Origin of the sequence: Pseudomonas sp. LjRoot277 (assembly GCF_964253845.1) — a bacterium.
Lineage (GTDB): Bacteria > Pseudomonadota > Gammaproteobacteria > Pseudomonadales > Pseudomonadaceae > Aquipseudomonas.
The window spans coordinates 5,589,235-5,601,564 of record NZ_CAXURI020000001.1 but is presented as its reverse complement, the minus strand read 5'-3'; the positions used below and the strand labels follow the sequence as shown (position 1 = coordinate 5,601,564).

Here is a 12,330-nt window from a genome sequence, read left to right as displayed (position 1 = left end):
TAAGGAGTAGCCGAAGGCGCCAAAGGTTGCGCGCCGCACAACGGCGGCGCGCAGGGTGGCGTGATTCGCAGGTAATTGCAAAACCGGGGTATTTCGGGATGTCTCCCGGCGTTGAGGCAAGCCCTGACCGCTGGTCTGAAAGGCGGTCGGACCTGTGATTTCTGACAGTAGACAAGTTCAAAGTTTTATGACGTGAAACAGGAGGGTCACCATGAAACTTTTGTGGAAAGGATTTTCCAGCTACACGGTGGTCGGGGTCGCCAACACCCTGATCCACTGGCAAATCTTCTTTCTGCTGAGCGTGGGGGCCGGCCTCAGTCAGGCTGTCAGCAACCTGGCAGCCTTCTGCGTTGCCGCCTCGTTTTCCTTCTACATGAACGCGCTGTACACCTTCGATGCCAAGGCGTCAGTCGGCGGTTATCTTCTATTCTTGGGAGCCATGGGGGCGCTGAGTTTGGGCGTCGGCCATGCAGGCGACGTGTGGAGACTTCACGGCCTGCTTACGGTGGCTATCTTTTCGGCATTGAGCCTGGTGCTTGGCTTTCTGTTTTCAAAGTACGTGGTCTTTCGCGAGCGAAACGCATGAAAGTCTCGTTGATCGTTCCGGTATTCAATGAAGAACAGGCGATCAGCCTGTTTTATCAGGCCGTGCGTCGCGAGTTGAAGCTCGACCAGGCAGAGGTCGAGATCGTGTTCATCAACGATGGCAGTTCCGACCGGACGGCTGAAGAGGTCAAGGCCTTGGCGCAGGCCGATGAACAGGTCTTGCTGATCAACTTCTCACGCAACTTCGGCAAGGAGCCGGCGTTGTTCGCCGGCCTGGAATATGCCACCGGCGATGCGGTGATTCCCATGGATGTCGATTTGCAGGACCCGATCAGCGTCATCCCGCGGTTGATCGAGCAATGGCAAAAAGGCGCGGATGTGGTGCTCGCCAAGCGCCGGGATCGCACCGCCGACAGTTACCTGAAACGCCACAGCGCGTCGCTGTTCTATCGTGTGCTGAACCGTATCGCTTACACCCGGATCGAAGAAAACGTCGGGGATTTCCGGCTGATGGATCGCAAGGTGGTCGACGTGATTCGCGCGCTTCCCGAGCACCAGTTGTTCATGAAAGGTGTGCTGTCATGGGCCGGGTTCAACACCGTGGTGGTGGAATACGAACGAGCCGAGCGAGCGGCGGGCACCAGCAAGTTCAATGGCTGGAAACTCTGGAACCTGGCGCTGGAAGGTGTGACCTCCTTCAGCACGGTGCCGTTGCGCTTATGGACTTATGTCGGCGGCGGCATTTCGATTTTCGCAGTGCTCTACGCGGTGTACATGGTGCTGGACAAGATTTTCTTCGGCAACAGCGTCCCCGGTTACCCGTCGTTGATGACCGCGATTCTGTTTCTCGGCGGCGTGCAGCTGATCGGCATCGGCATCCTCGGTGAGTACGTCGGCCGCATCTACATCGAGGCCAAGCATCGGCCACGCTATGTGGTGAAAGACATCGTCGGCGGCAAAGACCGGCTCGGGATTTAGCATGGGCAGGTTCAGCGACTTTTTCAGCAAGGAACTCGGGCGTCGGCAGGTCTGGCTGTTTTTTCTGTTGGCGACCTTTGTGTATGTGGTGCCGTTGATCCTCGCGGACTATCCATATATCGACGACAACTGGCGATCCCTGTCAGCCGCGGCCGGTTCGGCCTGGGCGGAGCAGGGACGGTTATTCACCGAGCTGTTCTACAACCTGCTGACCTTCAGCAATGCCGCGCCGAACATCTTTCCGCTGCCGCTGTTGATCGCCACGCTGGCCATGGCCGCAGCGTTGACGAGTTTGACGTTTCATTACTACCCGCAACCGACGATTGCCTGCTGTCTGGTGATGCTACCGCTCTGGTACAACCCGTTCTTTTTGCAAAACCTGTCCTATCAATACGACGGCCCCGCCATGGCTTTGAGCGTGGTGGCGGTCATCTACGCGATCACCTTTCGTTCCCCCTCGCGCATTCAGCAGTGGCTGGTGCCGTCCTTCCTGGTTGCCTTGGCGATAGGACTGTATCAGGTGAGCTTCAATGTATTTCTCGGGTTGTGTTGCCTGGAGGTACTCAGGGGCGCCAATGACAAACTGGCCTGGCCGAAGTGGTGCGAGTTGATCGGCTGGAAAATATCGCAGGCCATCCTGGGCTGGTTGATTTACAGCGTCAGTGCTTACCCGTTCATGAATGGAAATCGCACTTTGTTGTTGAACTGGACGGCGCAGCCCCTGCTGCAACTTCAAATCAATATCGCCCGAGTGCTGGAAAAAGTCGTGCTGTTGTTTCACGGCGGATTTGCCTGGGTGTTCACCGCACTGCTGCTGTGTGCCATTGCCGGCAGTGTCCGGCTGGGGCTGAACGTGCTGGAACGTCAGGACACAGGGCTGAAGAAAATCCTGATCGGCCTGGTGTGTTTACTGACATTGCCGGTTGTGACGCTGCTGGTGTCGGGTGTTGCGCTGTTTTTCCGGGACTTCAATGAAGGCGCCAGGACCCTGATGGGCTTTGCGGTTCTGTTGGTGCTGTTGTTCTATTTGAGCCATCTGGCGCTGGCACGAATCCACGAGCGGCTGCCGCTGTTGTTGATGGTTCCACTGCTGGCGATGCTTTCGCTGTCGTACGCCTATGGGCGCGTGTTGACGGTGCAGAAAGCCTTCGCGGCCAGCGCGTTGTTAAGTCTTGAGCAGGACATTGCGTCGAATCGACAGCTGCTCGAGGCCAAGCGCATTTACATGTCCGTGACCTATTCCGATCACTGGCTGCGGGGGGCGGCGGGCTCGTTCAAGCAGATGCCGGTGTTGCACTATCTGCTGAACATCGACTTCTACATGCTGGCCGAGAACCTGCCGAAAGTGGGCATCACTAACGTTGTTGCGGAGAAGGAACGACGTAACGCGACGAGAGTGGGTTATCAGGGTTATCCACCGGTGCTGGAGAGCCAGTACTACCGGATTTATCTGCTCGGCGATTACGGTTTTATTGTCATGAAAGAGCCAGCGCCGATTAAGACGCTGCACTGGTGAAGCGCGATGAGGGGGCGTCGGGTTCAGGCCGCTACGACCTCATTCGGCTCAAAACTATCCGCCCGCGCCATCTGCCACATCCGTGAGTAAAACTCGCCGCTGACTTCACCGGTCAGCAACTCCCCCGGTTTCAAGAACACATGCAGTTGCGAGAACAGTTTGATCTCGGTCGCCGACATGCGCCGTACCAGGTGTTTGGCCGATAGCTGCGAAGGATGTTCCAACCCGGCAGCGGCGAGCATTTCGGCCAGGGCCTTGAGCGTGTTGCGGTGGAAGTTGAAGACGCGTTGGGCCTTGTCCGGGACGACGAGTGCGCGTTGTCGCAGGGTGTCCTGGGTGGCGACGCCGGTCGGGCATTTGTTGGTGTGGCAGCTTTGCGACTGGATGCAGCCGATGGCGAACATGAAGCCGCGTGCCGAGTTGGCCCAGTCGGCGCCGATGGCCAGGACGCTGGCAATGTCGAAGGCGCTGACGATCTTGCCGCTGGCGCCGAGTTTGATTTTGTCTCGCAGGTTCAGGCCGACCAGCGTGTTGTGCACGAACAACAGGCCTTCGCGCATCGGCACGCCAATGTGGTCGGTGAACTCTACGGGCGCGGCGCCGGTGCCACCTTCCTTGCCATCCACCACGATGAAGTCGGGGAGGATGCCGGTTTCCAGCATGGCCTTGGCGATGCCCATGAATTCCCACGGGTGGCCCAGGCAGAACTTGAAACCCACCGGTTTACCGCCGGACAGTTCGCGCAACTGCTGGATGAAGTGCATCAGTTCAATCGGTGTGGAAAACGCGCTGTGTCGCGACGGCGAGATGCAATCTTCGCCCATCAGGATGCCGCGGGTTTCGGCGATTTCCTTGGTGACCTTGTGCTTGGGCAGAATCCCTCCATGACCAGGCTTGGCGCCTTGGCTCATCTTGATTTCGATCATCCGCACTTGGGGTGTCTGCGCTTGTGCGGCGAAGCGTTCCGGGTCGAAGCGACCGTCGGCGGTGCGACAGCCGAAGTAGCCGCTGCCGAGTTCCCAGGTCAGGTCGCCGCCGTTTTCCCGGTGATAGGCGCTGATGCTGCCTTCGCCGGTGTCGTGGGCGAAGTTGCCGAGTTTCGCCCCCTGGTTCAACGCGCGAATGGCGTTGGCGCTGAGGGAGCCAAAGCTCATGGCCGAGATGTTGAACACCGACGCCGAGTACGGCTGCGTGCACTGTGGGCCGCCGACCGTTACCCGGAAACTGCTCGGGTCGCTCAACGGCGCCGGGCGCATGGAGTGGCCGATGAACTCGAAACCCGACTGATACACATCGATCAACGTGCCAAAGGGTTTGTCGGCGCTTTCGTTCTTGGCCCGTGAATAGACCAGCGAACGCTGGGCCCGGGAGAAGGGCAGGGCGTCGCTGTCGGACTCGAGCAGGTATTGGCGGATTTCCGGGCGAATACCCTCTACCAGATAGCGGATGTTGCCGAGGATCGGGTAATTACGGCGCACGGCGTGAGGGCTTTGCAGCAGATCGAACAGGCCCACGAGGCTGAGAATGCCGGTGACGGCGGTGATGGGCCAGAGCCAGTCGTGCTCCAGGAAGGGCAGACTGGCAAGGGTGAACATCACACAGACGGCAAAGAAGGCGTAGCGGCTCAGGAGTGACAGGCTCATACGGTTTCCTTGGGTTCGGACTCGGTGGGGCAATCAGGCATTTTGTGCCTGGAGAAAAATCGAAAACAGCTCGGACTGGGATTTGATCCCCAGTTTGCTGTACATGTGTTTCTTATGGACTTTCACGGTTTCGACAGAGATTTCCAGCTTACGGGCGATTTCTTTACTGGAGCAACCGCTGAGCATCAAGCGCCCGACGTCCAGTTCCCGGGCGGTCAATTGCGCGCCTTTGAGTTGTTGCACCGACGCTTCCAGCTGCACGCGCCAGTCGGCTTTCGGCGGTGCTGGCGCGAGGGCCACGACTTCGTTGATTTCGTAGGGCAGGCGCTGGCGCAACAGGCCGAGTACCCAAGGCTGGATCAGCGACAGCAAGGCAATCTGCTGGCCGCTGAAACGCTGCTTGCTGCCCAGTGACAGGCACAGTGTTCGGTCGCCTTCGAGTTGGCAATTGAACTGGATTTCATCGGCCACCACATTCAGACGAAAGTAGCGCTGGTAATACTCGGTCAGCTCGAAATGCTCCGGCGCCACTTCCGACAGGCGATAAAGCCCGGTGCGCGACTGCTCGCGACAGGCGATGTAGAACGGATCGAGCAAATACAAACCGCGCAGATAGTCCTGGAATAACTGATCAGGACTGCCGTCCGCGCCCGGGCATTCGGCGAACACTAGCGGGTGCTGATCGGCGCTGAAAAGCAGCGCCACCCAGCTGTCGAAGGTCACGTACTGATCCAGCAACCGTACCAGCTGCGTCCAGAAATTGGGCTTGTCCAAGGCGTCGATCAGTTGCCCGACCGAGCGGTGCCACGCGATGTCGTCTAACGAGAGTGTCATGCCTCTACCCCTATCGGGTTACCCCAGCGGCGTGATTTCGGGCCGGTGGCTTGCTGCGCATACTGGCGCACAGACACCGACCGGGCAATCTTTCTGCCAGCCTGGTCAAGAACAAGGAATACCCATGAAAGTCGAACTCGCCCAGTTGGCGGGCCGTGACAACGACACGGCTTATAACCTCGAACGCGCTCTGACGGCGATGGCTGCCTGTGCTGCCGATACGCAGCTGATCGTATTTCCCGAAACCCACCTGATGGGCTTTCCGTCCCTCGAGGCGCTGGCCGAAACCGCCGAACCGCTGGACGGTCCGACCGTCAGCGCGGTGCTGGCCGCGGCCCGTGAACACAACATCGCCGTGGTGATTGGCATGGCCGAGAACGACAACGGCCGCTTCTACAACACCACGCTGCTGATCACCCCCGAAGGCATCGCCCTGAAATATCGCAAGACGCACCTGTGGGCGTCGGATCGCGGTGTGTTCGAGGCCGGAGACCGTTACGCCACGTGTGAATGGAACGGTGTGCGGGTCGGCCTGCTGGTTTGTTACGACATCGAGTTCCCGGAAACCGCCCGGGCCCTGGCGCAATTGGGGGCCGAACTGCTGATCGTCACCAACGGCAACATGGACCCTTACGGCCCGACTCACCGCACCGCGATCATGGCCCGTGCCCAGGAAAACCAGGCGTTTGCGCTGATGGTCAACCGGGTGGAAGAGGGCGATGGCGGGTTGGTGTTTGCGGGTGGCAGTGCGCTGGTGGATCCGCTGGGGACTTTGTTGTTCGAGGCCGGGCGCGAGGAAGGACAGTTTGCGGTTGAGCTGGACCTGAATCAGCTGACGGCGGCGCGGCAGGATTATCGGTATCTGGATGATCAGCGGCTGCGGTTGCCGGGGGAAGTGGTGGAGCAGGTCGGCGGTGTTCGGGAGTTATTGATTCCTGAGCGTTGAACCAAGCCCTCACCCTAACCCTCTCCCGAAGGTAGAGGGGACTGACCGAGGTGATGCAAAGCTCTACATCGACCTGAATAACCGAGTCGAACTCAGGATTTGAAAAGCATGGAGATCTGCCCCCTTTCCCCGTCTCCCCTTTGGGGAGAGGGTTGGGGTGAGGGGTGGCTTTTGAAGTAGACGTAAATTTTTGCCGAACTCGGCTCTGCCATAAATCTAATAAATTCGGAGTAGTCGCTCATGGCTCGTTTGCAACGCACCCTGTCATTGGGTTCGGTGGTGCTGTTCGGCATCGCCTACATGACGCCGATCATCGTGCTCGGCACCTTTGGCATCCTCGCTCAATCCACCGCCGGCATGGTCCCGGCCGCGTACCTGGCGGCGCTGGTGGCGATGTTTTTCACCGCGATGAGTTACGGTCGAATGGCCTCGGCGTTTCCCGTCGCTGGCTCGGCCTATAGCTATGTACGCAAGGCGATCAGCCCGAAACTCGGCTTCATCGCCGGTTGGGCCGTGCTGCTCGACTACCTGTTCCTGCCGATGGCGATCTGGCTGATCGGCGCGGCTTATCTCCACTCCGCCTTCCCGGCCGTGCCGCAGTGGATCTGGGTGCTGGCGTTCATCGGCATCACCAGTGCGATTAACATCGTCGGTCTGAAACTGGCCAACGGCATTAACGCGTTACTGATGCTGGTGCAGTTCCTGGTGCTGATCGCCTTCGTTGCGCTGTGCGTTCATTACGTCAGTGGTGATGCGAGCACGCCGTTGTGGTCGGTCAAACCGTTCTTCAACGGTGACATGCAGATGCCGCTGATCATGAGCGGCGCAGCCATCGCCTGTTACTCATTCCTGGGGTTTGACGCGGTCAGTACCCTGACCGAAGAAACCCGCGACCCGCGCCGCACCATCCCGCGAGCGATCATGCTGATCACCCTGATCGGCGGGCTGATCTTTGTCGGTGTGTCGTACTTCGTGCAGATCGCGCATCCGTCGTTCCAGTTCGACAGTGTCGACTCGGCGGCCTATGAAATTGCCCGCAACATTGGTGGTGACCTGTTCGTGTCGATCTTTCTGATCGGTCTGATCGTCGGCCAGTTCGCGTCGGGCTTGTCGGCGCAGGCCAGCGGCTCGCGGCTGTTGTTCGCCATGGGCCGTGATGGCGTGCTGCCAAAATCGTTTTTCGGCACCTTGCATGAACGCTTTGGCACGCCGATCAACAGCATCCTGCTGTGCGCCGTGGTCGCCTTGCTGGCGCTGAAGCTGGACGTCACCACCTCGACCTCGTTCATCAACTTCGGCGCGTTCCTGGCGTTCAGTCTGGTGAACCTGTCGGTGATCTTTCACTACTGGATCGGCGGTGAGAGCAAAGGGCTGCGTGAATTCGTGTTGTTCCTGCTGTTCCCGTTTATCGGCCTGGCGGCGGATTTGTGGCTGATGGTCAGCCTCGATCACCTGGCGATCTATCTGGGCCTGAGCTGGCTGGCGATTGGCGTGGTGTACCTGGCGGTGTTGACCGGCGGCTTCCGTCGTCAGCCACCGGAGATGGATTTCCAGGAAGCCACATAATTGCCTGACTGCTAAAGAACCTGTGGGAGCGGGCTTGCTCGCGAAGGCGGTGTGTCAGTCACTATCAATGTTGACTGACATGGCCCCTTCGCGAGCAAGCCCGCTCCCACAGTTAGAATTGTGTTCAAGCGGTTGGTTTTGTTTGGTGCACCGGTAGCTCAACCCTGAAGGTGGTCCCCGCGCCAACTTCACTGCGCACCGTAATATCTCCCCGATGCTTTTTCACGATGCCATAGGACAGGGACAACCCCAGCCCCGTCCCCTGGCCCACCGGTTTGGTGGTGAAGAACGGGTCGAAGATTTTCTGCAGGCTGTCCGGCGCAATGCCGGAGCCGGTGTCTGCGACTTCGATCCACACCGTTTCCGCTTCAAGCCCGGTGCGCAAGGTGATGGTGCCGCGCTCCGGGCCGATGGCCTGAGAGGCGTTGACGATCAGGTTCATGATCACCTGATTGATTTGCGAAGGCAGGCATTCGATGTCGGGCAGGACCTGATATTCCTTGAGTACATCGGCCTTGTACTTGAGTTCATTGGCGACAATGTTCAAGGTCGATTCGATGCCCTGTTGCAGATTGGCCCACTGCCATTCCTGATTGGAGTCCACCCGGGAGAAGTCCTTCAGGTCCTTGACGATCTGCCCGACCCGGTTGATGCCGTCCTTGGATTCCTTGATCAGCAGTGGAATGTCCTCGCGCAGGAACTCCAGCTCGACCCGTTCTCGCAGTTGGTTCAAACGCTCGATGAGCTCGCTGGAGCCGATCGCCTCTTCCGCATCCCGATAGGCGTCGAGCATTTCCTGCAGCTGCTTGAAGTAGCCATCCAGGGTGCCGAGGTTGGAGGAAATAAAGCCGATGGGGTTGTTGATTTCATGAGCGACGCCCGCCGCCAATTGGCCCAATGAGGCGAGTTTTTCCGATTGCACCAATTGGGTTTCCAGCTGTTTGCGTTCGTCGATTTCCCGCTGCAACTCAACGCTGGTTTCTGTGAGCTGCCGGGTTCGGCGCTCGACCATTTGCCCTAAATGGTCCATTTGCACGCTGGCCCGTTTGGTCATGTCCCATTTGGTCAGCAGGGTGTTGGCCATCTGCTGGACTTCGATATTGTCGAACGGCTTTTTCAGGATCAGCAGCCGGTCATGGGCCTGCAATCGATCGAGCAGTTCATCCCAGGAATAGTCGGAATAGGCGGTGCACACCACCACTTGCAGGCTCGGGTCGGCCTGCCACAAATGTTCGATGGTCTGCGCACCGTCCCAGCCCTCGGGCATGCGCATGTCGACGAAGGCCAGGGCGTAGGGGCGGTTTTCCTGCAAGGCTTCGTTCAGTTTGCCCAGGCCTTCCTGGCCGCCATAGGCCGAGTCCAGCTCGAACAGTGCACGGGTTGATTTCACTTCGCTGCCAAACAGCGCGGCCTCCATCTCGTCCAGTTCGACGGTCTGCGCCGGCGTGGGCGTGGGTGTGAGGATCTTGCGGAAATCCACATGAATGGACGGGGTGTCATCGATCAGCAGAATGCGTCGGTTCGAAAGCTCGCTCATGCTTCCTCCGGTACGGTTTTCAGCGGGATCTGCAACGTGAACAGCGCGCCCTTGCCCGGTCCGTCGCTATGGGCGGTGAGGTGGCCGTTCATTTCGATGGCGGCCAGGGCGCAGCTGTGCAGGCCGAAGCCATGACCTTCCTTGCGGGTGGTAAACCCGTGGGCAAAGATGCGCGTCATGTTTTCCTCGGCGATGCCTTCGCCGTCGTCCTTGACGCTGACTTGCAGGGTCTTGTCTTCGACGATTTTGACCCCCAGGGTCATTTGCCGCGGGCGATTGCTGAGGTCGGACATGGCGTATTTGGCGTTGCTGATCAGGTTGATCAGGATCAGCAGCAACCGGTGCTTGTCGCCCATGACTCGCGGCACATCGCTGTACTCCTTGACCACCGTGACGTGGTGTCGGGTCAGGGCGCCAGAATTCATGCGCAGGGCGTCCTCCAGCAATTCGCTGATGTGCAGCGGTTCCATCAGGTTGTTGGCGCCCGCGTAGGACTGCTGGGTGGCGACGATGTCCTTGATGTGGTCCACGCTTTTGGTCAGTTGGGCCAGTTCTTCGGTCATGCCTTGTTGTTCCAGGGCTATCGCGTCCACCAGTTGATTCAGGTAACCCGGTAGCAACTTGCCTTTCGCGTCCTCGGTCAGAAAGGTGCCGAGGTCACCTGGATGTTCGTTGATCAGCTGCATGGCCTTACCCAGGCCCTGCGCTTTGCTGGCGCGCAGTTTGCGGGTCACCAGGTCGGCCGAAATGTTCACGCTGTTGAGCACGTTGCCGACGTTGTGCAGCACATTGGTGGCGATCTCGGCCATGCCAGCCTGACGCGCGGTGTCGAGCAGTTCGCTCTGGGTATCCTTGAGTTCGCGGGTGCGCTCTTCGACCCGCAGCTCGAGATCCTCATTGGCGGTTTTCAGGGCTTTATTGACGCGATTGATCACCGTGAAACTGCGCATCAGGTGAATCGCCAGGTACACCAGCAACAGCACCAACAGTACGGAAAACACCAGCATGTAGAAGTGATAACGCTGATCGACCGTGTCGGTCCGCTGCTGGTCAGTGTTCAGCAGGTTGGTAATGTCGTCCAGGCGTTCGGCCACGGGAACGGCTTCGATGTTTTCCAACAAGCGATTGACCACCGGCTGCTCGCGCAGGATCAGTGAAATATGGTTGCTCAGAATATCGATCGGACTGTGGAACTGTTCAGGTAGACGCTGTTTGTTCACCCCCAGTTTGTTCAGCCCCAACAGGATGTCGGCCGCCTTGTCGTCGGAGGTGACCTGGGCGAACTCCAGGCTGCTGAGCAGCAAGTCATACGTGTCGGTGGCGGCGTTCTGAAGTTGCAGTTTGTCGGCATCCCCCAACCGGGCCAGTTGTTCCTGTATGTCGTCCTCGGCGGTGGGCAGGAACGCCAGCGAGTTGCGCAGCACGGCGTTGTGAGACTTGAACTGCTCCACCAAGCGGGTCTTTTCCTGCATGGCGGTCAGGTACGCATCATGGCTGGCGCGCCATATGGGCGAGTCGTTGCGGCCATGCTTCGACTCCATGGTGTCGAACCGCTCCCAAAGGTTCGTTATCTCGGTCAGTGGTGAGACCAACGGATCGTAGTTATGACTGATGGCGACCCTGGCCTTGAGGATCTCGGTTTCCCATTGTGCGTTCAGCTGCTTGATCCGGCCGATCAAGTCCCGGGATTCGGTGTAGGTCGTCGTCTGGTTCGAGCTGGACTTGAGATACAGGAACAGCAGCACCGAAGCCAGCATCAGGGCCACGACGCCGAGCAACGCCAGGTTGCGGCGGTTGGACGTTCTCATAAGGGCTTGCCTCCCCATTCACCGGTCAGGGTATTGAGGAATTTGATGATCAGCGTCTTGTCGTCGGCAGAGGGAATACGACCGAGCTGGAACTTGAACATCACATCCACCGCCTCTTCGAGGGTTTTGGCCGAGCCGTCGTGAAAGTACGGCGCGGTCACGGCGACGTTGCGCAGGCTCGGGACCTTGAACACGTTGCGGTCCTCTTCGTCCTTGGTGACCAGATAACGGCCCAGGTCGGCTTCGGTGGGGTTGCCCCGAGTCTTGAAGTAGTCGCCCATGACCCCGAACTTCTGGAACATGTTGCCGCCGATGTTCACCCCTTGGTGGCAGGCGATGCAGCCGTAGTCTTTAAAACGTTGGTAACCGTACTTTTCGTCTCTGCTGAGAATGTCGGTATCGCCCATCAGGTATTGGTCGAAGCGCGAGTTGGCACTGATCAGCGTGCGTTCGTAGGTGGCCAGAGCATTTTGCGCATTGTTCATGGTCACGCCGTCGGGGTAGGCGTTACTGAACGAGGTCTTATAAGCCGGGTCAGCGGACAGCACTTCCATCACGTGTACCCAGTTGCTGCCCATTTCGCTGGGGCTTTGCACCACTTCGTGGATTTGGGTTTCCAGTGTGTCGGCGCGGCCGTTCCAGAATTGCCGGAAATTCAGGCTGGAGTTGAACACGCTGGGGGTGTTGATCGTCAACGGCAAGCCGGCGAAACCGATGGAGAACGCCTTGTTGTCGGCACCGCCGCTTTCCAGTCGATGGCAACTGGCGCAGGACAGACTGCCGTTAACCGACAAGCGTGTCTCGTTGAACAGCTGGCGACCGAGCTCGACCTTCAGCGGATTATGCTGGGGCACCGCCGGCAGCGGTTTGAGCGGTTCATCCAGCGGCGCGGCGCCAGCGGTCAGGCAGAGCCCGAACAACGGCGCCAATAGCAGACGGTGAAAGGAAGGCGACAT

The 12,330-nt window shown here is 58.9% G+C and carries 10 protein-coding genes; 5 read left to right on the top strand and 5 right to left on the bottom strand.

Going from position 1 to position 12,330, the window contains the following annotated elements:
- Positions 1-211: 211 nt before the first annotated feature.
- Genes ACSQ87_RS26165 through ACSQ87_RS26155 form a run of 3 tightly spaced genes read left to right on the top strand, consistent with a single transcriptional unit; the run spans position 212 to position 3,040 of the window.
- Positions 212-586, top strand: coding sequence for a GtrA family protein (locus tag ACSQ87_RS26165; protein ID WP_056742044.1), 375 nt, complete (start codon positions 212-214; stop codon positions 584-586).
- Complete coding sequence (locus ACSQ87_RS26160; protein WP_223433418.1) at positions 583-1,524, top strand: glycosyltransferase family 2 protein; 942 nt, start codon at positions 583-585, stop codon at positions 1,522-1,524. The genes ACSQ87_RS26165 and ACSQ87_RS26160 overlap by 4 nt, the downstream gene beginning before the upstream one ends.
- A gap of 1 nt (position 1,525) precedes the next feature.
- A complete protein-coding gene (locus tag ACSQ87_RS26155) occupies positions 1,526-3,040 on the top strand; it encodes a glucosyltransferase domain-containing protein (RefSeq protein ID WP_436274691.1) in 1,515 nt (504 codons plus the stop codon).
- 23 nt (positions 3,041-3,063) lie between these two features.
- On the opposite strand, the gene ACSQ87_RS26150 is transcribed toward ACSQ87_RS26155, so the two are convergent.
- Positions 3,064-4,683: an FMN-binding glutamate synthase family protein gene (locus ACSQ87_RS26150; protein ID WP_223433416.1), complete on the bottom strand. Its 1,620-nt coding sequence runs from the start codon at positions 4,681-4,683 to the stop codon at positions 3,064-3,066.
- A gap of 33 nt (positions 4,684-4,716) precedes the next feature.
- Complete coding sequence (locus ACSQ87_RS26145) at positions 4,717-5,517, bottom strand: response regulator transcription factor (protein WP_436274690.1); 801 nt, start codon at positions 5,515-5,517, stop codon at positions 4,717-4,719.
- Between the two features lie 124 nt (positions 5,518-5,641).
- Between ACSQ87_RS26145 and ACSQ87_RS26140 the strand changes: the two genes are divergently transcribed.
- Both ACSQ87_RS26140 and ACSQ87_RS26135 read left to right on the top strand, forming a co-directional pair.
- The gene (locus ACSQ87_RS26140) at positions 5,642-6,463 is read left to right on the top strand and encodes a carbon-nitrogen hydrolase family protein (protein WP_223433414.1); all 822 of its coding nucleotides are present in this window, start codon (positions 5,642-5,644) and stop codon (positions 6,461-6,463) included.
- Positions 6,464-6,703: 240 nt separating this feature from the next.
- Positions 6,704-8,029: an APC family permease gene (locus ACSQ87_RS26135; RefSeq protein ID WP_436274689.1), complete on the top strand. Its 1,326-nt coding sequence runs from the start codon at positions 6,704-6,706 to the stop codon at positions 8,027-8,029.
- A gap of 124 nt (positions 8,030-8,153) precedes the next feature.
- Here ACSQ87_RS26135 and ACSQ87_RS26130 read toward each other — a convergent pair whose 3' ends face one another.
- From ACSQ87_RS26130 to ACSQ87_RS26120, 3 genes are read right to left on the bottom strand one after another with little or no spacing between them, the layout of a single operon-like run.
- Positions 8,154-9,566, bottom strand: a complete 1,413-nt coding sequence (locus ACSQ87_RS26130; RefSeq protein WP_223433502.1) for an ATP-binding protein — start codon at positions 9,564-9,566, stop codon at positions 8,154-8,156.
- On the bottom strand, positions 9,563-11,374 hold the full coding sequence (locus ACSQ87_RS26125; protein WP_223433503.1) for a DAHL domain-containing protein: 1,812 nt from the start codon (positions 11,372-11,374) through the stop codon (positions 9,563-9,565). The genes ACSQ87_RS26130 and ACSQ87_RS26125 overlap by 4 nt, the downstream gene beginning before the upstream one ends.
- On the bottom strand, positions 11,371-12,330 hold the full coding sequence (locus ACSQ87_RS26120) for a cytochrome-c peroxidase (RefSeq protein ID WP_436274688.1): 960 nt from the start codon (positions 12,328-12,330) through the stop codon (positions 11,371-11,373). Before ACSQ87_RS26120 ends, ACSQ87_RS26125 begins: the two co-directional genes overlap by 4 nt.